Here is a 22,522-nt window from a genome sequence, read left to right as displayed (position 1 = left end):
TATATCTAGAATAACTCTGAATTATGTTTTTTCTGCCACCCAGACTCTTGTCATAAAGTGTGACTTACCTTCGATATTAGTAAAGCCAGATGATGTAAGCCTTTCCTCTATATCGTCTTTTACATAATCTAAATAATATGGCTCATGGAAAAATGTTCTGAAATTTTCCATTACGGGTATAAATTGAGGAGAATCACTCATTTGAATAGAGTCTGCTATAACAAACTTTCCTCCTGGTTTTAATATTCTAAAACATTCATTTATAACATTCTGCCTAGCAACTCTAGGGAGTTCATGGAATAGAAATACACATGATATTGCATTAAACTTATTATCTTCAAATGACATATTTTCTGCATTTCCTTTAACTAATTGAACCATCTCACCGTTCCTATTATTTAAATACTTGCTGGCTTTTTTGAGGTAAGCTCCAGATAGATCTAGTCCGTAAAAATCAACATTTGGTAAGGCAACTCTTAATTGCTGAATAGTCCTTCCTGTCCCTGTTGCTACATCAAGCACTTTTAAATTCCTGTCTCCCTGATTCATAAATCTGGCCAGACTTCTTTTTATTGGCGATACGACTCTCCTCCTCATTGAATCGGCTGTTCCATTGAAGAGAATCTCAACTTGAATATCATAGATCTCAGCTGAATGATCACTTAAATAGCCATCGGTTTGGTGATGAAAATTCTGTAAGTAATAATCTGGATAAATTTCTTCTTTTATATTTTTAGGTAAGTCTCTGATTTTTCTTTCTCTTCTCCTTTCCCAAATAGAAGGCATGTCTAGCCATACCAGTGGGTATTTGGTAAACCATTCAATCCATGGGGCTTCAAATAGTAGCGATTTTGGATATATTCCAGCTTCAGCTTCTTGCCAGTCAATTTGTTCTAACTCCATCATTGAGGTACGAAGGTCCTCTAGGAGCTCTTTGCCAATATCTGAACCTCTTGGGAGTGCTTCTGGAGCGAATAACTCCATAAGCTTTGTGCTTAGGCCTTTATGGGCTAAGCCAGCAATGCTTTTGCCTTGTTGGAGGGTCTGGTATGCAAGCTTTGTAAGGTTTTGCTCTGCCATGAATTGGTTATAATGCACTTATCCACTCAGATGTTTCTTTTCTGAGGGAATGGACTTTGTGTTTTAGCAGAAGTTGACAATTCTTGTAAATTGCATAACTCAACTTTTACAAAATTTCCTTGGGATAACCTCTAGCAGGTTTTGTATTTCCTTCCAATCGTAGTAAGGCTCTTTCTTTTTAAAAACGAGATAATTTTCTTTGATCAAATAACTAGCCTTAACTGCTTCTTTGCAGGTATTAGGCCAGTCTTCAGTTTCTATATAGTTTTCAATTTTTTCTAGAGATAGATTAAATTCTATAAACCTATCCATTACTTCTCTTTCTATAATATTTTCTTTTCTAATTCTAATTAGATTAGTTGATATAAAAAATAATGGTATTATTATTAATGTAAATTTTAAAAGTAAACTAAACTTATTAACCCTTTTATTGAATTTGTTCATAGACTCTATCTTTGTAGCTTCTCTTAAATAATAAATAAAGGGTTTATAGATTAATATCTATAAACCCTCCGTTTAATTTAAAGCCTTTACACATCTTTTAAATTATTCTTCAATTATTATGCATCATAATACATAAAGAACTCATGTGGATGAGGCCTTTGTCTTAATTGCTGGACTTCTTCGTACTTTAATTCGATGAAATTATCTATAAAGTCTGAATCAAATACGCCTCCTTCTGTTAGGTAACTATTATCTGCCTTGAGGGCATCAAGAGCGTCGTTTAACGAAGATGGAACTGTTGATATTTTTGAAAGTTGCTCTGAAGGTAGTTCAAAAAGGTCAACGTCTACTCCATCGCCTGGATCTATTTGATTTTTTATACCATCTATACCAGCCATCATCATTGCACTAAATGCTAAATAAGGATTAGCAAGAGCATCTCCAGACCTGAATTCAAGCCTTTTTGCTTTTGGACTTGGACCAGTTAGGGGAATACGAACAGCTGCCGATCTATTCCCTTGGGAGTAAACCAAATTCACTGGTGCTTCGAATCCTGGGACTAACCTCTTGTAACTATTAGTAGTTGGGTTTGTAAAGGCTAAAAATGAAGGAGCATGTTTAAGTATCCCCCCTATATACCATTTTGCAGTTTGAGATAAATTTGCATATGTCCCCTCACCATAAAATAGAGGCTGACCATTTTTCCATAAACTTTGATGCACATGCATTCCAGTACCATTGTCATTCCAAACTGGCTTAGGCATAAAAGTCGCAGTCTTTCCATACTTCTTTGCTACGTTTCTTACAACATATTTATAGGTCATTACGTTGTCAGCAGCATTTATTAGCGAAGCAAATTTCATGCCCAACTCATGTTGTCCAGGCCCAGCAACTTCATGGTGATGTTTTTCAATTGGAATTCCAAGTTGACCCATCAATAGAAGCATCTCAGACCTTATATCTTGAGCCGTATCATTAGGAGATACTGGGAAGTACCCTTCTTTATATTGGATTTTGTAAGCTAAGTTGCCTCCTTCTTCTTCTCTAGCTGTATTCCAAGGAGCTTCAATCGTATCTACGCTATAGAAAGAATTACCTTCGCTGGAGTTATAACGAACATCATCAAAGAGGAAAAATTCAATTTCTGGTCCGAAGAACGCCGCATCAGCCAAGCCAGTTGATGACAAATATGAAAGTGCTTTTTGTGCCAATGCTCTAGGGCATCTGGCATAAGGTTCTCCACTTCTGGGCTCTTGTATAGAACATATGAGACTAAGTGTTTTGTGACGATAAAAAGGGTCTATCCAAGCAGTGCTTGCATCAGGCACCATTGCCATATCCGATTCATTGATTGCTTTCCAGCCCCTGATTGAGGAACCATCAAAAGCAAGTCCACTTTTAAATGCTTCTTCATCCACCATGTCAGCTGTTACTGTCAAATGCTGCCATTTGCCATGTATGTCAGTGAATTTGAGGTCAATTAGTTCAATGCCTTCGTCTTTGATCTGACTGAGAACTTCTCTGGGTTTTTTGCTCATGGAACGTTTTTAGGCTTATAAATATGAAATTAATTAGCGTTTGGATCTGTTTTTGTATCAACAAGTACTTTTTAAGACACTCTCCCTATAAAAGTTCTTCTAGCCTCAAGTTTTTTTTGTTTTACGGCCTTTTTAGCCCTCTAATAATTTATCTCCATTGCAATACCTAAAAGAAATTTCACGACCTTACCTTTAGGTGTTTAGGCTCATATATTAAATAAGCTGTTTTGGTCTTGACGACTGCAAAAGCCATTCCTTCAGTAGATAATTCTCTTGCCTCTTCTGTAGCACAAATCAATGTGCCTGAAAGGCTTCTGCTTGGACCAGGCCCATCAAATTCAAATCCTTCCGTTCTCAAGGCCATTTCCCTTCAGCCTGTAGGACATTTAGATCCTTTTTACATCAACCTAATGGCTGAGGTTCAGTCATTACTGAGGTATTGCTGGCAAACAAAGAATCGTTTAACACTTCCAATGAGTGGTACCGGGAGTGCAGCTATGGAAGCAACAATAGCTAATGTCGTTGAGGAGGGCGACACCGTCTTAATTGGCATTAAGGGATATTTTGGTAATAGATTGGCTGATATGGCAGGTAGGTATAGAGCAAATGTCAAAACAATAGAGAAGGATTGGGGGGAGGCATTTACTCTTGATGAAATAGAAGCTGCATTGATCGAGCACAGGCCTTCTGTTTTTGCCTTGGTTCATGCAGAAACTTCTACAGGTGTTTGCCAGCCTATGGAAGGTATTGGAGACCTTTGTAGAAAGTATGACTGCCTACTCCTTTTAGATACTGTTACTTCCTTAGGCGGCGTTCCACTATTCCTTGACGAGTGGAAAGTTGATTTAGCTTATAGCTGTAGTCAGAAAGGTTTAAGTTGCCCTCCAGGACTAGGACCTTTTACTATTAATGAAAGGGCCGAGGCTAAGTTGAATAGGCGATCAGACAAGGTCCCAAACTGGTATTTAGATATTTCTCTTTTGAATAAATATTGGGGTAGTGACAGGGTCTATCACCACACAGCTCCTGTGAATATGAATTTTGGTATGCGTGAAGCTCTAAGATTAATTCATGAAGAAGGTTTAGAAAATTCATGGGCTAGGCATAGAACTAATGCAGAATCTCTTTGGAATGGATTAGAGGACTTAGGTTTAGAATTACATGTCGACAAAGATATTCGTCTAGCAACTCTCACAACAGTTCGTATTCCATCAGGAGTAGATGGCAAAGCCTTTACGAGTCACCTTTTAAATAATTTTGGCATTGAAATTGGAGGTGGCTTAGGTAGCTTGGCTGGCAATGTATGGCGAATAGGTTTAATGGGATACAACTCTAAGGTTGAAAATGTAGAAAAAATTCTTGAAATTTTTGATTCTGAATTACCAAAATTTAAGTCTTAACCATACCGTTTTCTACGTCTTTGACTAAACCACTTACGTATTAGTTCTTGTGCTTCGTATTTCATTACCCCACCATGAACAATCATTTTGTGATGAGCACTTTTGTGAATTGATAGATCTATGCTCCCTCCCAAACCTCCTCTTTTAGTATCTGGCGCTCCAAAGATAACCTTTCCCATCCTTGCCTGTATAAGTGCCCCAGCGCACATTTGACATGGCTCAAGGGTGACAATAATTGTGCAATCATTAAATCTCCAATCCTTTTTCAGCCATTTTGCTTGGCGAAGAGCAACTAATTCAGCGTGCCCCAATGGGTCACGCTCAGTGTTTCGTGTGTTTCTTCCATGACCTATACAATGTCCTTTGTTGTCGAGGATCATTGCTATTACCGGCACTTCGTCTTCCTTACCTAGTTCATTTGCCCTGTTTAAAAGCCTTCTCATCCATTCTCTTGTTTTTATTTCGTTTAGTTCAATAGGTTTAGCTATTCGCATAATTAGTAAACATACATTGCTTATAACCACTTGGGATGGAGAATGGACATTTGAACTTGTTTAACTCTTGATCGGTAAAAGGGATATAAGTCAAGATCCAACCTTGGAGCTTTTTCCATCTCCAGATCAATTTGATGATAATTTTCAGGCATTCCTTGAGGAGGCTTGTTTAAAACTTTGCGATTGGTTTTCCAAGGCAGAAGAAACTGGTCCTTTGCCTTCAATCAATGATTTGCCCGAAGTAGGTCCTAAATTCGCTGGTTTATCCAGGAAGGATTTGTTGAAAGACCTGGATTTAATCATGAATGGCTCTTTTCAGCCTTCCCACCCAGGCTCATTAGCTCATCTTGACCCGCCTCCTTTAAGTGCATCAATTGTAGGAGACTTAATTTGCGCCGGTCTAAATAATAACCTTTTAGCAGAAGAGCTATCCCCCAGTCTTTCTAGATTAGAAAATAATTTGTGTAGATGGATTGCCCAAAAAATTGGTATGAAGACTGGTTCAGGAGGAGTGGCAGCAAGTGGTGGAAGTTTAAGCAATCTTATGGCGCTTGTGTTGGCTCGCCATCATTCTGGCCTCTCAACAGATCCAAATGCAGTAATTCTTGTTAGCGAAGAAGCGCATGTATCTATTTACAGGGCAATTAAAATCATGGGCCTGCCTGCTGAAGCGATTTATAAAGTTTCTGCTGATAATTCTGGGCGACTTTCCATTAATTCTTTGAACGAGCAGATTGCAAAATTAAAGTTTCTTGGCCATAAATGCTTTTGTGTTGTAGCTACTGCCGGAACCACCATACGTGGTGCCGTTGATCCTATTGATGATATTTCAGACTTTTGCTTTTCTGAAGGATTGTGGCTTCACGTTGATGCCTCAATTGGAGGAGTCTTCTCTCTAGCTGAGGAAACAAAGTCTGTTGTTCCAGGTTTGTCACGTGCAGACTCAATAACTATGAATCCTCAGAAACTTCTTGGGATTACGAAAACATCCTCTTTGTTACTTGTAGCCAATACTAATCACCTTTCTTCCTGCTTCTCAATAGGGTTTCCTTACATTGAACCATCTTGGGGATCGACTATGAATGGAGGAGAAATGGGAATGCAAGGAACAAGACCTGCTGAGATCCTGAAGTTATGGCTTGGTTTGCGTCAACTAGGACACTCTGGTATTCAAGCACTCCTAGTGAATTCCATTGAAAGAAAAACGTATTTCAAAAACAGAATCAACTCGGATATCTTTGAGATTATTACTGGCCCATTGCACTTAATTGCATTAACACCTAGTGCAATCACAAAAGAACAAGCAGCTGAATGGGCTTTGAGTACCAGGCAATTATTGATGGATAATAAATTTATGCTCTCACGACCACTATTAAATGATCGATATTATCTAAAAGCTGTTATGGGCAACCCTCATACACAAAATAGTCACTTAGACCAGTTGTCTAATCTTTTAAATCAGTCGATATAGTATTTCCTATGGATGATCAAGATCAGCGAGGTAAAATTGTTGCAATGATCACTGGCATTGTCTCAATATCATTAGGTATACTTTATTTGATACTTATAACAATACTCGACCTTAGAGGTCCTCTACTTCCTCCTCCTCCCGAAGCTTTAGGTGTGGAGGGAGCTCTCTTCTGCGCTCCTCTTTCAATGGTTCGACTACTCTATCTAGTGCTGTCTGTATAAAACTTTTTAGGCTAGATTCCCTCCTATATAAATTATAATGGCGTTGGACAACTTCTTGTATGCCACCATCTCCCCAGTCTTGATCTTGACTGAAGTAGGTAATAAAGCTCTCGCCAGCTACTTTTGTGAGCCAAGCAGCAGTAATACCCTGAACGACCTTCCCAATAACTATTGTTGGAAGGGTTAGGCTTAGCGAATTACTTATTATGGACATCCCACCTTTTACTATTCCTAGCCCTGCAAGAGTTCTGCCAACTGAAAGTGCTAGTTCTTGAGACCTTTTTCGGGTTAGCTTAAGCCCATAGTTTCGCGCTATTTCCATAACCATTTGACCATTAACAGCAGCGGCCCCAATCATGTCAACACCCGGTAGAGGTGTTATTGCAACAACTCCACTGCTTATCCATGCATAGCGTTCTACACAATTTTTCGCTGCTATCTTGCGTTGATTTGTTAGAAGTTTTCTCCCAGAATCCCCAAGATTTTTACATTGCAAAAGTATATTACTGGCGATAAGCTCCTCTCCTTCTTCATGGAGAATCCTTGCCACTTGCCTAATTAATCCATCAATCTCGGGGAGTGGTTGTAGAGGGTAACCACCTGGAACTGGTATCGACTGTGGAGATGCTGAAGTGGCTATTACATCTTCAGGATTGATCAAGTCTTTTGTATGTCTTCTTAGAGTTAATAAAAGTCTACGAATTTCTTCTTCACCACGAAGGTCGCATTTGTTCAGTACGAGCAATAACCTTTTTCCCCCTTTAGCAAGTGTGGCTATAAGCTTCATTTCGATGGATCTTAGGTCAGTATCCACAACAACGATTATTAGATCAGCACGGCTTGCTTTTAAAAAAGATTCTTTTTCTCTTTTATTACCTTCTTCGCCAGTTTCAAGAATGCCTGGTGTATCTATTATCTGAATACCTCTTTCAAGCCCCTTTAGTCGCAATCTATATGTATGACTTGTTTTTGTTGTCCCCATAGTTGCTGATACCTCCCCAACAATTTCTTTAAGGAGTGCTCTTATGAGAGTAGTTTTTCCACTAGAGCCAGTTCCAAATAGAACCACTGTGATGTCTCCTCTTACTAATTCTTGCTCTACAGAGGCTCTACGTTGTTTTAATGCTTCTGCCGAAACATTGTTATGAATGCGATCAATTAGTCGATCAATACTTTCAAGGCTTCGTCTTGCAGCTTGCCTACTGCTTTTCGGAGAGAAACGGCGATAATTATTTTTATAATGAATTAAAATTCTTTTAAGAAAGAAACGCCTTAACCAATTCCAACGTTTTTGATAGATGAAATAGCATAATATTAATAATGTAAGAAGTATTGCTGGAATATTAATTAAGCGAACAAGAGCAGCTATTAGTCCTGAGAAAATCAAGATTAAACATATTGCTGCTATCAAAATTAGAGGCTGTTTACTGTGGTTATGCATATCCCATGAAATTATTTTGGTTAGCGTTAGTAATATTAGTCTGGTTAACCTTCATAGTAGTTAGGGATGAAACTTAGGCTTGGAATGATTGCTAAGGATTATACAGATTACTCCTATATTAATTGAGATGTCTGCAAAGTTGAAAACTGGAAATTGGATGAATAATAATTCAAGAAAGTCATTTACATAACCTAGTATCCATCTGTCTAAGCCATTGCCTAATGTTCCTCCTAAAAGGAATGCTAAACCTATCCCTTGAAATCTTTTAATAGTCGGTTTAATAATTACATAACTAATTATTAATAGAGAGACTATAAGGCTTACAAATGCTAGGAATGTTGATTGGTTGTTAAATAGACTGAATGCTGCTCCATAGTTTCTTATGAGATTTAGTTGTAAAAACCCCGGAATTAAAACTATAGGATCACTCTTTTGCATAAAATCTAGCACTATATACTTAGATATCTGATCTATAAAAATAATTATTAGGCTTACTATAATAATAGTATATTTTCTTCTATTTAATGACCTTTTCATTTGGTTAATAATACAAGCCTGAGAAACTTAGAGATAATTGCAACACCTGGGCAAAGGAGAAGTTGTGATGGCAGCGTTGCAATAGTATAGATATAAATTAGTTCTATAAAATCTGTAGTCCATCTAGAACTTAATGCACCTAGTAAGATGTTGCTGATGCCTATTAAGTGGATGATTAGTAATCCAATAATGGCATAGAGCGTTAAATAAACAACCGAGCTTTTACCCTTTGTCTCACTGAGGACACCAATTACCCATACTGCTGGTACGAAGCCTAGTAGATATCCCATGTCAGGTGTAAGCAAATACCCAGTACTACCACCACCATGAAATATAGGAAAATAAAAAAGACCGATAGTTAAATATGCAACTGCTGAGACTAGTCCTGCTTTTGGCCCGGTTACCAATGCGCATATTAGTAGGGCCGGTACTTGCCAAGTGCTAGGAAGCTCATGAACCTTTGGAGGAAGCTCTATCCTTGGAAGTAATATTGCAGAAGGAGTCAACGTAGCAATTATTATTGTCATTAGACTTGCTAATGTAGCAATCAATGTATTCAGCTCTTTCACGTTTAGCTCCTATGTAATTATATCCTGCACTAGTTAACGCCTCTTCGCTAGTAATATCATTCTACTTAATTAGACTTTTTTGAAGGCTACTATTTGGATTATTTCTGGTTAATATTGTTTGAGCCCCTTGTCGAGTCGAGTAGTATTTTTTTATGAATATCTCCATTGGCGATAAGGTCTTTTTAAGAGTTCCTTTGCCATACCTTAAAACAACTGACCCTATGCCGATGCTTAGACCGGCCGACTTGGTAGGAGTAGATGAACTTGGAGAAGTTGTTGGCGTAAGACCGCTTGATTATTTTGAAGTAAGGTTTAGGCGAGGTACTTTTTTAATTGCTAGTGATAACCTTTCTCGCCGATCAGTAAGTGAATAACTTTTCTCTAACACCAATGACTTGCCAATATGTCAAGTGTTTTCTTTGGTCCGCATAAGCTTAACAATGGATTACTGAGATATCTTATTGCAGTGGTTTGTATCTCTTCTGCAGAAATTGTATCAACTCTTTTGAAGCATTCATTGTCATAGTTATCGCTCATACCAAAACTTAACAGCTGGGCTTTCCTTTCGGCTCTTTGACTAACTGTCTGCAAGTTATGGGCAACATTACCTTTAAACTTTGCTCTGGCTAAGAATAACTCTTCTTCTGATATCTTTTGTTCCAATTGTATTTCCCAGCATTTTTTGAGGAGACGTAAAGAATGCAATGCCTTCTCTTGAGTAGTTGCCACATGAATTGCAAAAGGTGCTTCATATTCTCTAATTGGATGGTAAACCCCAGTTTCGTATGCCAATGCATATTGCTCTCTAAACTTTTTAAATAGTAGACTGGACATACCAGAACCCAAATGACAACTCAGTAGTCTTAAGACCAAGTCATCTTGATGAGAGTGGCTAATAGTCTTTTGCCCTAAAATTAATATTACCTGGCTTGTCTCTTGGTGTCGAAGTATCAGCCTTTGCTTATGATTGTCAACCTTAAATTCTTTACTTCCTTCTGAAGTAATATTCACGTCACTATCTTTCAGGCTAGAGGAAGTAAACGAGAACAAGCTTTTAATATCTGATTCAATTTTCTTAGGGAAGCTACCAGAGATTACTAATACCTGTTCTCTTATAGACAATTTAGTTGATAAGTTTTTTAGATCATCCTCCCCAATAGCAGCAATACCAGCAAGGGTTCCTAATGGATCATGTTCATAAGGGGACTTGCGATAAATAATTCTCCTCCAACAATCAAAGGCTACATGAAAGGCGCTTTCTTTTTGTCTTTGTAGTAGTTGTATAGATAGCTCACGTTCTAAACTCATTTGATCTGATGCTATATGTGGCGCTGTAACCATCCACACAAATAATGGTAATAGCTTTGATTGATCTCTTTCTGTACATTTAAGACTGAGCAATATACCATCTTCAAAGGTGTCGCAACGTAAGGCAGCTCCGCACCCCTCTATTAGATCAGCAATCTCTATTCGGTTGTAGGGGCCACAACCCCTACTAAGAAGTGAACCTAAAAGATAATGAAGACCCTGCTTGTTTTTAGGGTCTGCTCTACTACCTTCTTTAATCCATAATTTTGCCGACATTATACCCGCTGTATCCCTGGGATCTAGAACTATTCTTAGCTTTTGCATTATCAACTACTAAGAGGTTTTGCAATTAAAGTGAAGCATTGGCTTGGCTGCAAACAACTAAATATTTCTTCTTGGATCATAGAACTTGACCAGCCATCTATATCCTTTAAAGGTTCAAGCAGTGGCTGATGACGGTTCCAAAGTGTTTGTGTACCTGTAATTGCTGCAACCTGTGCTGGATGTTCAAGGCTGAAGCAAAATCCATTTCTAACTAATTCTTTGGCACGTTTTGTTTCTCGTTCGCTAGGAGGACTATTAATACTTTCTATGAGAATTTGATTAATCGAATCTTCTACTTTGTTGAGATTTTTTTCTATGCAACACGCTTCTAGCAATACAAGGCCTCCCTGTTCAAGTGCAGTTAGGTCCATTTCAATTGATTCGACTATTTGTTGTTCCTCTCGCAAATTATTAACAAGTCTACTACGTCTACCTTCTCCTAGAAGAGTAGTCGCTATGTCATACCCCATTATTATGAACTGTTCAGAAGCAGGAGGTACTGGCCATGCCATAACTAATCTCGCTGACTCAAGTCTTTTAACCTCTACTATCTTTCGACCAATATTAAAGTTGAGTTTTTTTGAGTTTGGTTTTGAATTGTTGGGATTTGATTTATCAACTTGTTTGCCAAGTTCACCTTCGCTCAATATTTTTAATAAATTTCTCGGGGACTTCCCAGCGATTGATAGGACACAATTCTCTGGTTTATATAGCCTTTGATGGAACAACTTCATTCGATTCGGAGTCGATGCGTTAAGGCTTGATGCATTGCCTAGAATTGATTTCCCATATGGATGGTTGCTCCAACAACCTTCCAGAACCATCTGAAACACTTTCTCGTCAGGTTGATCACTTTGTTGAGCTATTTCTTCGAGTACAACTTCACGCTCCAATGAATATGCATTTTTCATAATGCTTGGACATAGGACAAGTTCGATTAATAACTTAATTGCTTGCTCGACACCTTCTGAAGGTACTAATACATAAAAATGTACGTCATCAAAACCTGTCGCAGCATTACTGCTGCCGCCAAGGGCTTCAATCTTTAAATCAAATTCACCTTCTCGTAACTTGCTGCTTCCTTTGAAAATCATATGTTCAAGAAAATGAGCCATTCCTTTCTCGTCACTGTCTTCAAAGGAACTTCCGGCCTTGCACCAAAGGTCAATGCAGGTAAGTGCAGATTCTGGCATTGATGTTGAAATACATTCCGCACCACTTCTAAGTGCCAATCGATTTATCTTCAGGTCTTGCAATCGAGCTCTCCAGTGTTTCTCTTCTAAGTTCCATTCTGAACCTTTTTCGCATATTGTTGTTTACTTGTTTATATACCTTTTTTGCTCTGGACCCTCTTTTGGAGTCAGTGAGAGATCGAATCAGGCATCGTAGGAAGTGCCTGGTCGGTTTAAGAACTTTGGATTTAGATCCAAAATTACAGAATATCTATGGAACACTTGCTGGAGATGACCTTTTTATAGTTAATGAATTTCATCAATCTAGAGGTTTTAGGAAGATTCATTTAGAGATTGCGATGTTAGGGTCATCTTTGGAAATCCTTCATTGTGTTTTCTTCCCAGACCCTACCTTTGACTTGCCAATTTTTGGCGTAGATATCGTTGCTGGCATGGAAGGAGTGACAGCTGCCATTGTTGATTTATCTCCTGTTGGTAAGGCCCTTCCGACTGCAATAGATCTTAAATTAAGAGAATTAAGAATTCCTTCTTTCACGAATCCAAGAAAATTGCCTGAATGGGGGAATATATTCTCTTCATATGTTCAGTTTATAAAGCCAAATGCTAGGTCTGAAGACTCCTTGTTCTTAGATTTAGTTGATGGCTTTTTAAACGTTCTTATTACGTGTTCTATATCTTCTACCCCAGATTCGCTTGATTCACCTCTTACGATTGAAAGATATGAGAGGCAGCAATTCTATTGTCTTCAACAAAAACGCAACGACAAAACTCGGCAAGTTCTAGCGAAGACGTTCAGTCCTCATTGGGCAGACGAATATATAGACATGGTTCTGTTCAATTGTCCCGACGACTACCTAAATTAGTAAAATCGAAATGGGTACTTTTCTCTAGCATAGGAATCATATCCCTAACGGGCTTACTGTTTATTAGTAAAAAGGCTGACTCACCTATAAATGACATTCCATTGGCTGAAGCAGAAAGACCCATAGAAGGAGTAGCTGCTTTAGGCCAACTCGTACCATTTGGTGATTCACGAGTACTCGCTGCGCCTGTAAGTGGTTTTGGTGGTACTCCCAGGATTTCTAAATTGCTTATCAATGAGGGAGATCAGATTGACAAAGGCCAAGTACTAGCAATTTTTGATAATCGACCACGATTGGAAGCTGATCTTGAAGTTAGTAAAGCGCGTTTACAAACTCTACTGAGTAACATCTCCTTTCAGAAAAGAGAAGTTGATAGATATAAGGAAACTTCTCGTGAAGGAGCTTCTGCATTTTCTATTTTTGAAGAAAAGCTAGACCAACTTAATATTTTAGAAGGCAAACGGAATGAGATTATTGCAGAAATAAAAGGCCTAGAAATTGACCTTGGCTATACACAACTGAAAAGTCCTATAGATGGGGTTGTCCTGAGAATTAATGCCCGACCAGGAGAACGGCCAGGGAATGAAGGGGTACTTGAAGTTGCATCTAATCACCTGATGGAAGCTCTTATTGAGGTTTATGAGTCGGATATTAATAGGGTGAGGCTTGGTCAGAATGTATCAATAATTAGTGAGAATGGAGGTTTTGATGGAACACTTTTGGGGAAAGTTACCCATATCAGTCCTCAGGTACGTCAACGTATGGTTTTGTCAACGGATCCAACTGGTGATGCTGATGCAAGAGTTATAGAAGTAAGAATTAGTCTTCAACCTACATCTTCTGACCAAGTAACTCGTTTTACTGGAATGAAGGTTATTGCAAGATTTATCCCATAGTGAAATTTAGATTCTTACAAAAACGTCGTATACCCTTGGCATGGTTACTTCTTACTCGGCAACCAATTCGATTATTAGTTGCCTTAGCAGGAATATGTTTTGCTGGCATTCTTATGTTTATGCAACTAGGGTTTCGTGATGGATTGTTTGATGCAAGTGTCACTGTTCACAGATTGTTTGATGCAGATTTAGTCCTAATGAGTCCTAGGTCAATGAGTTCGATAAGTATGAGTGGTTTCCCCCGCAGACGACTTATACAATCAATGGCTCATAAAGACGTTATTGGTACAACTCCCGTTAATTGGAACTTTCTTCTTTGGCGTAATCCAGAAACTTTATCTACAAGATCTATTTTAGCTTTAGGTTTCGAACCAAATGATCCGCTTCTTTTAGATTCTGGCTTCTCTTCGAAAGCACCATTGCTAAATAGCAAAGGAAGAGTTTTGTTTGATGTCCTTTCTAGGAATGAATTTGGACCTATATCTAAGTGGTTTTTAGAAGGAAAAAAAATTGAAACAGAAGTTGCTGGTAAGAGAGTTCGTGTAGCTGGTTTGGTTAGCCTTGGGCCTTCATTTGGTGCCGATGGCAATTTAATTACCAGCAGAGAGACTTTCTTACATTTGTTACCGAGTACCCCTTCTGGAAGTATAGAAATAGGTTTAATTCGTCTTAGGCCTGGAGCCGCCCAAGAAATGGTAGTCAGATCCTTAACAGCTAGCTTGCCTAAGGATGTTCGTGTTCTCACTAAAAATGATTTTATCGAATTTGAGAAGAATTATTGGCGAACAAGTACTTCAATTGGATTTATTTTTACCCTAGGCGCAGCTATGGGATTTGTTGTTGGATGTGTAATTGTTTATCAAATTCTCTATAGCGATGTAAGTGATCATTTGCCTGAATATGCAACGTTAATGGCAATGGGTTATCGATTAAAAACTCTTTTGGGGGTTGTCGCTCGGGAAGGAATGTTACTTGCTGTTATGGGTTATGTACCAGCTTATATTTCTGGGCAATGTTTGTATGCATTGGTAAGAACCTCTACAAAACTTCCAGTAGCTATGGACTCTCAAAGAGCATTAACTGTATTTATCTTGATCCTGCTCATGTGTATGTCCTCCGCAATGTTGGCAATGCGTCGCTTAGTAGATGCAGACCCTGCAGAGATCTTTTAAATTCTTTGGTCTTCTAGCATTGGCTCAACTAAAACATAAATCAGCGATTCCTTTAACTGTACAAATAAAAGATTTGTCCCATTGGTTCGGTAATGGATCGATGAAAAAGCAAGTTTTGCACTCAATCTCTCTCGAAATATCACCTGGTGAAGTTGTTCTACTCACAGGTCCCTCAGGCTGTGGAAAGACAACCCTTCTTACTCTTATTGGAGCCTTAAGAAATATTCAGCATGGTGACTTGAAGGTTCTAGGTCATCAGCTGCGTAATTCCTCTAGGAAAACTCGTCAGAGATTGAGGCGAAATATCGGGATGATCTTTCAAGGGCATAATCTTCTTAGATGTCTTACCGCTGAACAAAATGTTCAAATTGGTTCTGACTTATTAGCCAGTTTTACTTATGAAGAACGTAGAGCTCAAGCAAGACAATGGTTAGAGGAAGTTGGTTTGCAAGAACATATGAGCAAACTTCCTCATGATTTGTCAGGTGGACAGAAACAAAGAGTTGCTATAGCAAGGGCTTTAGCTGCTAGACCTAAACTTTTATTGGCCGACGAGCCAACGGCTGCTCTTGATAGTGCCACTGGAAGGGAAATTGTGTCTCTTCTTAAGCGTTTGGCATTAGAGCAATCATGTGCAGTATTGATGGTTACACATGACCCTCGAATACTTGATGTAGCAGATCGTCTCTTAAAGATGGAAGATGGTAGGTTGTTGCACTTTCTTGAGTAGGGTAGAAAGATAATTACATTTTAAAAATGTCTAAACGAAGAAATCTCAAGAAAGAAAAGCAGGAGAGGAATCGTGCTTATGCCAGAAAATTTAAAAAACGTAAGCTTCGCTCCCCTGGTGAAGGAGCAGGTAATGGAGTCACAGGCACAGCAAATAATGGCGGTGCTGCAGACTGACTAGATCGCATCGATTTTAAATTAATTGCTATATATGCGTTAACTTAATAGACAAGAGATATTTCTCGGCCTTAATTTCTTCCATATTTAGGATGTTTATAAGTGTTGTTATACCTACATATAATCGCCTCCCCATACTTCAGAAGTGCTTAATAGCACTTGAGAATCAAGTATTTTCCTCTGATATAAAAGGTTATGAGGTCGTATTGGTTGATGATGGCTCTACAGACGGAACATCATCTTGGCTTAGGGGGAATTTAACCAAGTTTCCTCATTTGAAATTACTAGAGCAACTGCATGCTGGCCCTGGACAAGGTAGGAATAAAGGTGTAGAGAATTCGCTTGGTGATGTGATTATTTTTATAGATAGCGATTTGGTTGTGACTGAATCTTTCATTGATTCTCATTCGCGCAGCCTTATCAATACATGGAATAAGAGAGGTGATCGTTTCTGCTTTACTTACGGGGCAGTTATTAATACTTCTAATTTTGAATATCCTACTTCAGAACCTCACAAACTACGTGATATTTCTTTTGCCTATTTTGCTACTGGTAATGTTGCCATAGATAAGAATGTTCTAGAAGCGGCAGGATTATTTGACCCTGCTTTTAAACTCTATGGTTGGGAAGATCTTGAGCTGGGAGAAAGGCTTCGAAGGATGAATGTTGAATTGGTCAAATGTCCTAAGGCTGTTGGTTATCATTGGCATAAAGCATTAAGTATTGACCAGATTCCAAGTTTAATTCGAATAGAACATGAACGAGCAAAGATGGCATTGGTGTTTTTTCGAAAGCATCCCTCTAGAAGAGTTCGTTTTATAATTCAATTCACTTTGTTTCACAGATTTATTTGGGAAACTCTTACACTATTTGGGTTAATTAACACCACCAACTTAAAACCTTTACTTCAATACTTGATTAGGAAAGGCTATCCAGGATTAGCCATGGAGATCTTACGCTTGCCTCTTAATTTAATAGGTGTCAGAGCAATTTATCGTGAAGCATATTCTCAAGGGCTGCATTGATTCAACCTTTTTGATAGATTACCCAAGTACATAAACTCCGCACACCTGACTGTTTCGGGTGATCTAGGTTGATCTGACTCTTCAGTTCAGCATAATGTATCCCTGTCAGGTGGAGGCCAACCCGAAACTTTAAAAATGGCTGTCGTAACTCTTTCAGAGATGATGGAAGCTGGTGCTCACTTTGGTCACCAGACAAGAAGATGGAACCCTAAAATGTCTCGTTACATTTATTGTGCGAGAAATGGGGTTCACATCATTGATCTCGTAAAAACTGCTGTTTGTATGAACAGTGCTTATAAATGGACAAGGAATGCTGCCAAAAGTGGTAAGAGATTTCTTTTTGTAGGGACAAAAAAACAAGCATCAGAGGTTGTAGCACTAGAAGCTAATAGATGTGGAGCTTCTTATGTAAACCAGCGATGGCTAGGGGGAATGCTCACTAATTGGACCACCATGAAAGCACGTATAGACAGGCTAAAAGACCTGGAAAGAATGGAATCTAGTGGCGCAATTGCAATGAGGCCTAAAAAAGAAGCTTCTGTCTTGAGACATGAACTTGAACGACTCCAGAAATATCTAGGAGGCTTAAAAGGGATGAAACGCTTGCCTGACGTTGTTGTTCTTGTTGATCAGAGAAGAGAAACAAACGCTGTTTTAGAAGCTCGTAAACTAGATATCCCTTTGGTGTCAATGCTTGATACAAATTGCGACCCAGACCTTTGTGAAGTTCCTATTCCTTGTAATGATGATGCTGTCAGATCAGTTCAACTCATTCTTGGCCGATTGGCAGACGCTATAAATGAAGGACGTCATGGCTCCAATGAGCATAGAGGTGGGCAAAGACTAAAGTAGTAGCATTTAGATAAAATCTTCTGCTACATAAGCCTGCTTTCTAAAATATTAAGGTCGTCAACTTCCCCTTTAATTCATTCATCATTCTTTTAAAAAACAATGCCTGACATAACAGCAAAATTAGTTAAGGAACTTCGTGACAAGACTGGTGCTGGAATGATGGATTGCAAAAAGGCTTTAGTCGAATCGGATGCTGATATGGAGAAAGCTGTTGAATGGTTGAGACAAAAAGGTATTTCTAGCGCAGAGAAGAAATCCGGCCGAGTTGCAGCTGAAGGTGCTATAGGCAGTTATATCCATACAGGTTCAAGAGTTGGTGTTTTGCTAGAGCTAAATTGTGAGACTGACTTTGTCGCAAGAGGAGAATTGTTTCAAGGTCTGCTTAGAGATATCTCAATGCAAATTGCAGCGTGCCCAAATGTTGAATTTGTAGCTGTTGACGATATTCCTGTTGAAGTTTCGGATAAGGAAAAGTCAATAGAGATGGGCCGTGATGATCTGTCTGGCAAGCCTGATCAAATTAAGGAAAAGATTGTAGCTGGTAGAATTTCTAAGAGGCTAAAAGAACTAGCTTTAATAGAGCAACCTTTTATTCGTGATACTTCAATCACTGTAGAGCAACTCGTTAAGCAAGTTGCTGGTCAGATTGGTGAAAATTTAAGAATCCGACGCTTTACAAGATATACCCTAGGAGAAGGAATTGAAACTGACCAATCAGATTTTGCTGCAGAGGTTGCTTCTATATCCTCAAAATAGTTTTGAATATAAATCGTAATCGAGTGGCTAACCTTGACCCCTTTGAACAATTAGGATTACTACGTCAAAAAACATTAGCTTTAAGACCTACTATTTACCGCCTTTACGCTCTTTATTTGCAAATTCTTAGAAATATATTATCAAATGTGGTTAGAGAGGCTGTTCTTGAAATAGTTACTTCAGGATCTAATGAAATTACAACCCTTCCCTCAAAGGAATTACAGGAGTCATTCCAGCAAAAGATTGACGAAATCGTTTCTAACATTATTTCTCTATTAACCATTGAGCAATTGTCTGATTTCGCCAAAAGTCTAGAACTAGAGAACAATAACTATCTGGAGACGATTAAAGACCAGTTGTCTACCAACATAGGCCCTAACTATAGAAATAATCCACGGACAGGTGATTGTTCAGATTCTATTGAACTAGGTCTTTCACTTCCAATTAATGAGCAATTAAATATAGAGCGCTGGAATGACCAGAAAGCTACATCACCTCTTGGTACTTCAATTCATTTGGCTTTTGACCCCAAAGTAGAGAATGACAAGGAGACGGTAGATACAAATATAGATGATCTAAGTTATCAAAAAGCTCCAGTTACTTCAGAAAATCCAAAGACTAATATCGATTTCTTAAAATCAATATTCTCTATGGCAGGCGATGCTATCTCATCCATTAAACCATCCACCCAAAACATTGTTGAACCAGATTCTCGGGAAACACCATTATTAGATACAGAGATTTTAAATACTAATATTTTACTTCCAGAAACAGCGGAAGACCTATTTTATTGGATTAATTCTATTGACTCAGCACTAACAACAAGATTAAAAAATCTTTCACACGCAATAAACATTGAACTATTGAGAATTGGCTTGATTAATAGTTTTGTTCCTATAACACTTTTAGAAGGTGTTCTTGCTGGCCAAATTCAGTCTCTTCATTCTCCTTCTAATATTCTGAGACTTAGGTTGCCAATACAGGACAATTCTTTAGATACAATAGTAGATATTCAATGTATTTTTATTCGTCCATCGGAACTTGAATTTGACCATTTTAAATTAAGAAAATGTAGAGATAGTTTCACAAATGAACTTGTCAGATTAACGAAAATGGTGAAACAACAACGTTATTGGTCTAAACGTTCATTGGTTAATGAGGTCAGAGAAAATTGGTGGCAAAAATCAAACCAGCCTAGATCCCTTAATCAAATTAAGGAACCATAGACTTTATCTCTGATCAAGTTCTTAAATGGATAAGGTCATTGCAGCAGGCCTTGACATTAGAGTCTGAGAATGGCTTCCGTAATATTCATGGAAGAAAAGAACGATTTAATACTTTTGTAGCACGAGAGCTCATTTCATTAGATTCAAAACATCTACCAAAAGAAAAAATAGATTTTTTGATATCTTTATCAGAAGGTTTTGAAGCTTATGATTCTAGCCCTGAATCAGCCAGACGCAGGCTAGTAATAGATACAAGAAAGGCACTCTATAGTCTCTCAAAGGTATTTGACCCTCCAACAACTATAAAGCCTCCAAAACTGAGATTACCAAATCAAAAAGACTATTCCAACGTAGAAATTAATGTTAAAGACTCTACACCCTCTTTAGACTCAACACTTTCAACGGTAAAGGGAATTGGGTCCAAAACAATTGAATTGTTAGCCAGCCTGGGAATTTTTACTATACGGGATTTATTAGTACACTACCCTCGTGATTATGTTGATTATTCTCAATTAAAACGAATTTCTTCTTTGGAAGCTGGTGAAACGGCAACTATTGTTGCTTCAATTCGACGAACAAACTATTTTACTAGTCCTCGGAACCCAAACCTTTCAGTTTTGGAATTGCTTATTCAGGATTCTACAGGACGAATTAAATTAACTAAGTTTTTTGCAGGGCGTAGATTTAGTAATCGGGGTTACTTAATGAAACAGGTTAGCCAATATCCTACTGGGTCAACAGTTGCTGTGAGCGGTCTAGTTAAAGAGGGATCTTATGGTAAATGTTTTATAGATCCTATAATTGAGGTTTTAGAGAATCAAGGCACTTCTATAAAGTCAAAGAGTATTGGTAGATTAATTCCTATTTATCCACTTACAGAGGGGCTTACAGCAGTACGAATTAGAAGAGTTTTTGATTTAGTGTTGCCCTTTGCTGCTTTCTGGAAAGATCCTCTCCCTCAAGAAAGAATTAGTCATCACTCTTTGATGTCTATTCAAAATGCAATGAATCAAATTCACCAGCCTAATAATTTGGAATCCCTAAATGCTGCTAGAAGAAGAATAGTATTTGACGAATTCCTCTGTCTTCAATTAGCTCTTTTACGCAAGAGAAATCTTTTTAGAAAAAAGCCCGCCCCGCAATTAAAAAAGGTCAATCAGATTAATAGTTTAACTTCACAATTTTATTCTTTACTGCCTTTTAGTTTTACCAATGAGCAGAAAAGAGTGCTCCATGAAATTGAGTCAGATCTCGAATCCTCTGAACCCATGGCAAGGCTACTTCAAGGCGATGTTGGTAGTGGAAAAACAGTAGTAGCTATAGCTGCATTACTTTATGCAGTAGATTCTGGTTGGCAAGGAGCATTAATGGCACCTACTGAGGTTTTGGCGCAACAGCACTACAAGAATCTCTGTAAGTGGCTCCCTCAACTTCATGTAACAGTTGACTTAATTACTGGGTCAACTCCCAACTCTCGACGCAAGCAAATATTAGATGACCTTTCTACCGGTGGTGTCAATATAATCGTAGGTACTCATGCTTTAATCGAAGACTCAGTATCATTCTCTAGGCTAGGGTTGGTTGTTGTTGATGAGCAACACCGTTTTGGAGTGTATCAACGTGATTTGTTATTAAGGAAGGGGCTTCAACCTCATCTATTAACGATGACCGCGACACCAATCCCCAGAACACTTGCCCTATCAATACATGGTGATTTAGATGTAAGTCAGATCAATGAAATGCCACCAGGTAGGGAAAAGATTAAAACAAGTATGCTCCAATTCTCTCAACGGAACAAGGTTTTTGACCTTATAAGGGCACATATAAAAAAAAGGCACCAAGTATATTTTGTCCTTCCTCTAGTTGAGGAATCAGAGAAAATTGAATTAAGGTCAGCTGTTGACGTCTACCATGAACTGTCCAATGATCTTTTCCAAGAGTTTAATGTGGGTCTCTTGCATGGTCGCATGTCAAGCCTAGATAAAAATTCCACTATAAATAGTTTTGTTTCTGGTGAAGTAGATATTCTTGTATCAACAACTGTTATAGAAGTTGGTGTAGATGTTCCAAACGCTACACTAATGGTTATAGACCATGCAGATCGGTTTGGTCTCGCACAGTTACATCAACTACGTGGTCGTGTCGGGCGAGGGGCAAGCTTTTCTGAATGTATTCTTATTGATTCTGGCAAAAATAGCGATTCAAGAAAAAAATTAGAATATTTAGTTGGTTCAACTGATGGATTTGAGATCTCTGAAATTGATCTTCGTATGCGTGGTCCTGGTCAAGTATTAGGAACTAGACAGTCTGGTCTTCCTGATTTTGCATTGGCTAACTTGGTAAATGATTCTCATGTACTTGAATTAGCCCGTAAGGAGGCTCTTTATATCCTTAACAGTGACCCTGAACTTAATTCATACAAACTATTAAAAGATAACTTGGATTTACACTGGAAACGGTTTCTTGGCAACTCTCAACTAAATTAATTGTTTTTCCACAACAACGAGTCTCATATGCGACTCGTGCATCCAACTTTTTGTGGTTGGTATCTTTGGACTTTTTTATTCTTCGCTTTTACATTTATGTTTGATCTAGTGATTTTATGTTTTAACTCCTTCCAAATTTGATAGTGCTTGGAATTGCAAGGGTTTTAGTATTGAAAATTATTCGATTGAAACCTAGATTTACTATATAATTCTAGGCTCATATCATATAATTATTTATATCTACAGCTATTTATAGGGTTTCGTTTTTAGTAAAGCGAGATTACATTTGTGGAAAAACTATGTATTTTGTGGAAAGTCTT

At 38.2% G+C, this 22,522-nt stretch carries 22 protein-coding genes; 13 read left to right on the top strand and 9 right to left on the bottom strand.

The window, feature by feature from the left end:
* Nucleotides 1-21: 21 nt before the first annotated feature.
* The 3 genes from P9211_RS05015 to glnA all read right to left on the bottom strand — a co-directional run bounded on the left by P9211_RS05015 (nucleotide 22) and on the right by glnA (nucleotide 3,062).
* Nucleotides 22-1,080 (bottom strand): class I SAM-dependent methyltransferase, encoded by a 1,059-nt coding sequence (locus tag P9211_RS05015; RefSeq protein WP_012195581.1) that lies wholly within the window; start codon nucleotides 1,078-1,080, stop codon nucleotides 22-24.
* 99 nt (nucleotides 1,081-1,179) lie between these two features.
* The gene (locus P9211_RS05010) at nucleotides 1,180-1,524 is read right to left on the bottom strand and encodes a hypothetical protein (protein WP_012195580.1); all 345 of its coding nucleotides are present in this window, start codon (nucleotides 1,522-1,524) and stop codon (nucleotides 1,180-1,182) included.
* A 116-nt stretch (nucleotides 1,525-1,640) separates the two neighbouring features.
* Nucleotides 1,641-3,062: a type I glutamate--ammonia ligase gene (glnA, locus tag P9211_RS05005; RefSeq protein ID WP_012195579.1), complete on the bottom strand. Its 1,422-nt coding sequence runs from the start codon at nucleotides 3,060-3,062 to the stop codon at nucleotides 1,641-1,643.
* A gap of 233 nt (nucleotides 3,063-3,295) precedes the next feature.
* Here glnA and P9211_RS05000 point away from each other — a divergent pair, with 233 nt between their 5' ends.
* Nucleotides 3,296-4,462: a pyridoxal-phosphate-dependent aminotransferase family protein gene (locus P9211_RS05000; RefSeq protein WP_041391128.1), complete on the top strand. Its 1,167-nt coding sequence runs from the start codon at nucleotides 3,296-3,298 to the stop codon at nucleotides 4,460-4,462.
* Here the strand turns inward: P9211_RS05000 and P9211_RS04995 are convergent.
* The gene (locus tag P9211_RS04995; RefSeq protein WP_012195576.1) at nucleotides 4,459-4,956 is read right to left on the bottom strand and encodes a nucleoside deaminase; all 498 of its coding nucleotides are present in this window, start codon (nucleotides 4,954-4,956) and stop codon (nucleotides 4,459-4,461) included. The two genes, P9211_RS05000 and P9211_RS04995, sit on opposite strands and share 4 nt — an antisense overlap.
* A 67-nt stretch (nucleotides 4,957-5,023) precedes the next feature.
* On the opposite strand from P9211_RS04995, the gene P9211_RS04990 reads away from it, so the two are divergent.
* Nucleotides 5,024-6,427 (top strand): pyridoxal phosphate-dependent decarboxylase family protein, encoded by a 1,404-nt coding sequence (locus P9211_RS04990; protein ID WP_225866189.1) that lies wholly within the window; start codon nucleotides 5,024-5,026, stop codon nucleotides 6,425-6,427.
* Between the two features lie 111 nt (nucleotides 6,428-6,538).
* On the opposite strand, the gene P9211_RS04985 is transcribed toward P9211_RS04990, so the two are convergent.
* Genes P9211_RS04985 through P9211_RS04975 form a run of 3 tightly spaced genes read right to left on the bottom strand, consistent with a single transcriptional unit; the run spans nucleotide 6,539 to nucleotide 9,195 of the window.
* On the bottom strand, nucleotides 6,539-8,089 hold the full coding sequence (locus P9211_RS04985; RefSeq protein WP_012195574.1) for a YcjF family protein: 1,551 nt from the start codon (nucleotides 8,087-8,089) through the stop codon (nucleotides 6,539-6,541).
* Between the two features lie 60 nt (nucleotides 8,090-8,149).
* A complete protein-coding gene (gene lspA, locus P9211_RS04980) occupies nucleotides 8,150-8,626 on the bottom strand; it encodes a signal peptidase II (RefSeq protein WP_012195573.1) in 477 nt (158 codons plus the stop codon).
* Complete coding sequence (locus P9211_RS04975) at nucleotides 8,623-9,195, bottom strand: biotin transporter BioY (RefSeq protein ID WP_012195572.1); 573 nt, start codon at nucleotides 9,193-9,195, stop codon at nucleotides 8,623-8,625. The genes lspA and P9211_RS04975 overlap by 4 nt, the downstream gene beginning before the upstream one ends.
* A gap of 152 nt (nucleotides 9,196-9,347) precedes the next feature.
* On the opposite strand from P9211_RS04975, the gene P9211_RS04970 reads away from it, so the two are divergent.
* The gene (locus P9211_RS04970) at nucleotides 9,348-9,569 is read left to right on the top strand and encodes an NAD(P)H dehydrogenase assembly family protein (protein ID WP_012195571.1); all 222 of its coding nucleotides are present in this window, start codon (nucleotides 9,348-9,350) and stop codon (nucleotides 9,567-9,569) included.
* 7 nt (nucleotides 9,570-9,576) lie between these two features.
* On the opposite strand, the gene P9211_RS04965 is transcribed toward P9211_RS04970, so the two are convergent.
* Together P9211_RS04965 and P9211_RS04960 are read right to left on the bottom strand one after the other, a co-directional pair.
* Nucleotides 9,577-10,827, bottom strand: coding sequence for a M16 family metallopeptidase (locus P9211_RS04965; protein ID WP_012195570.1), 1,251 nt, complete (start codon nucleotides 10,825-10,827; stop codon nucleotides 9,577-9,579).
* 2 nt (nucleotides 10,828-10,829) lie between these two features.
* The gene (locus P9211_RS04960) at nucleotides 10,830-12,083 is read right to left on the bottom strand and encodes a M16 family metallopeptidase (RefSeq protein WP_012195569.1); all 1,254 of its coding nucleotides are present in this window, start codon (nucleotides 12,081-12,083) and stop codon (nucleotides 10,830-10,832) included.
* Between P9211_RS04960 and P9211_RS04955 the strand changes: the two genes are divergently transcribed.
* The 10 genes from P9211_RS04955 to recG all read left to right on the top strand — a co-directional run bounded on the left by P9211_RS04955 (nucleotide 12,083) and on the right by recG (nucleotide 22,202).
* The gene (locus tag P9211_RS04955) at nucleotides 12,083-12,883 is read left to right on the top strand and encodes a phycocyanobilin:ferredoxin oxidoreductase (protein WP_041391536.1); all 801 of its coding nucleotides are present in this window, start codon (nucleotides 12,083-12,085) and stop codon (nucleotides 12,881-12,883) included. The two genes, P9211_RS04960 and P9211_RS04955, sit on opposite strands and share 1 nt — an antisense overlap.
* The gene (locus tag P9211_RS04950) at nucleotides 12,859-13,779 is read left to right on the top strand and encodes an HlyD family efflux transporter periplasmic adaptor subunit (RefSeq protein WP_049750863.1); all 921 of its coding nucleotides are present in this window, start codon (nucleotides 12,859-12,861) and stop codon (nucleotides 13,777-13,779) included. Before P9211_RS04955 ends, P9211_RS04950 begins: the two co-directional genes overlap by 25 nt.
* A complete protein-coding gene (devC, locus tag P9211_RS04945) occupies nucleotides 13,779-14,951 on the top strand; it encodes an ABC transporter permease DevC (RefSeq protein WP_012195566.1) in 1,173 nt (390 codons plus the stop codon). The genes P9211_RS04950 and devC overlap by 1 nt, the downstream gene beginning before the upstream one ends.
* Nucleotides 14,926-15,681 carry a DevA family ABC transporter ATP-binding protein gene (locus P9211_RS04940; protein WP_012195565.1) on the top strand — a complete coding sequence of 252 codons (756 nt, stop codon included), beginning with the start codon at nucleotides 14,926-14,928 and terminating at the stop codon, nucleotides 15,679-15,681. Before devC ends, P9211_RS04940 begins: the two co-directional genes overlap by 26 nt.
* 26 nt (nucleotides 15,682-15,707) lie before the next feature.
* Entirely contained in the window at nucleotides 15,708-15,857 is a 150-nt protein-coding gene (locus tag P9211_RS09755; protein ID WP_012195564.1) for a hypothetical protein, read from the top strand.
* 92 nt (nucleotides 15,858-15,949) lie between these two features.
* On the top strand, nucleotides 15,950-16,882 hold the full coding sequence (locus P9211_RS04935; RefSeq protein ID WP_012195563.1) for a glycosyltransferase family 2 protein: 933 nt from the start codon (nucleotides 15,950-15,952) through the stop codon (nucleotides 16,880-16,882).
* 135 nt (nucleotides 16,883-17,017) lie between these two features.
* Nucleotides 17,018-17,734 (top strand): 30S ribosomal protein S2, encoded by a 717-nt coding sequence (rpsB, locus tag P9211_RS04930; RefSeq protein ID WP_012195562.1) that lies wholly within the window; start codon nucleotides 17,018-17,020, stop codon nucleotides 17,732-17,734.
* 99 nt (nucleotides 17,735-17,833) lie between these two features.
* Nucleotides 17,834-18,490, top strand: a complete 657-nt coding sequence (tsf, locus tag P9211_RS04925; RefSeq protein ID WP_012195561.1) for a translation elongation factor Ts — start codon at nucleotides 17,834-17,836, stop codon at nucleotides 18,488-18,490.
* 23 nt (nucleotides 18,491-18,513) lie between these two features.
* A complete protein-coding gene (locus P9211_RS04920; protein WP_012195560.1) occupies nucleotides 18,514-19,716 on the top strand; it encodes a hypothetical protein in 1,203 nt (400 codons plus the stop codon).
* Nucleotides 19,713-22,202 carry an ATP-dependent DNA helicase RecG gene (gene recG / locus P9211_RS04915; protein ID WP_049750862.1) on the top strand — a complete coding sequence of 830 codons (2,490 nt, stop codon included), beginning with the start codon at nucleotides 19,713-19,715 and terminating at the stop codon, nucleotides 22,200-22,202. Before P9211_RS04920 ends, recG begins: the two co-directional genes overlap by 4 nt.
* Nucleotides 22,203-22,522 lie beyond the last annotated feature (320 nt).

Origin of the sequence: Prochlorococcus marinus str. MIT 9211 (assembly GCF_000018585.1) — a bacterium.
In the GTDB taxonomy this organism is placed as follows: Bacteria; Cyanobacteriota; Cyanobacteriia; order PCC-6307; family Cyanobiaceae; genus Prochlorococcus_D; species Prochlorococcus_D marinus_B.
Note: the sequence above shows the minus strand (reverse complement) of the source record. Positions and strands in the feature narration are given on the sequence as shown.

What these genes read in the sequence shown, in the direction of transcription:
- P9211_RS04995 (WP_012195576.1), bottom strand. Translation starts at nt 4,956, where the DNA reads ATGCGAATAGCTAAACCTATTGAACTAAACGAAATAAAAACAAGAGAA.
- P9211_RS04985 (WP_012195574.1), bottom strand. Translation starts at nt 8,089, where the DNA reads ATGCATAACCACAGTAAACAGCCTCTAATTTTGATAGCAGCAATATGT.
- rpsB (WP_012195562.1), top strand. Translation starts at nt 17,018, where the DNA reads ATGGCTGTCGTAACTCTTTCAGAGATGATGGAAGCTGGTGCTCACTTT.
- P9211_RS09755 (WP_012195564.1), top strand. Translation starts at nt 15,708, where the DNA reads ATGTCTAAACGAAGAAATCTCAAGAAAGAAAAGCAGGAGAGGAATCGT.
- glnA (WP_012195579.1), bottom strand. Translation starts at nt 3,062, where the DNA reads ATGAGCAAAAAACCCAGAGAAGTTCTCAGTCAGATCAAAGACGAAGGC.
- tsf (WP_012195561.1), top strand. Translation starts at nt 17,834, where the DNA reads ATGCCTGACATAACAGCAAAATTAGTTAAGGAACTTCGTGACAAGACT.
- P9211_RS05010 (WP_012195580.1), bottom strand. Translation starts at nt 1,524, where the DNA reads ATGAACAAATTCAATAAAAGGGTTAATAAGTTTAGTTTACTTTTAAAA.
- lspA (WP_012195573.1), bottom strand. Translation starts at nt 8,626, where the DNA reads ATGAAAAGGTCATTAAATAGAAGAAAATATACTATTATTATAGTAAGC.
- P9211_RS04935 (WP_012195563.1), top strand. Translation starts at nt 15,950, where the DNA reads ATGTTTATAAGTGTTGTTATACCTACATATAATCGCCTCCCCATACTT.
- P9211_RS05015 (WP_012195581.1), bottom strand. Translation starts at nt 1,080, where the DNA reads ATGGCAGAGCAAAACCTTACAAAGCTTGCATACCAGACCCTCCAACAA.
- P9211_RS04970 (WP_012195571.1), top strand. Translation starts at nt 9,348, where the DNA reads ATGAATATCTCCATTGGCGATAAGGTCTTTTTAAGAGTTCCTTTGCCA.
- P9211_RS04965 (WP_012195570.1), bottom strand. Translation starts at nt 10,827, where the DNA reads ATGCAAAAGCTAAGAATAGTTCTAGATCCCAGGGATACAGCGGGTATA.
- P9211_RS04940 (WP_012195565.1), top strand. Translation starts at nt 14,926, where the DNA reads ATGCAGACCCTGCAGAGATCTTTTAAATTCTTTGGTCTTCTAGCATTG.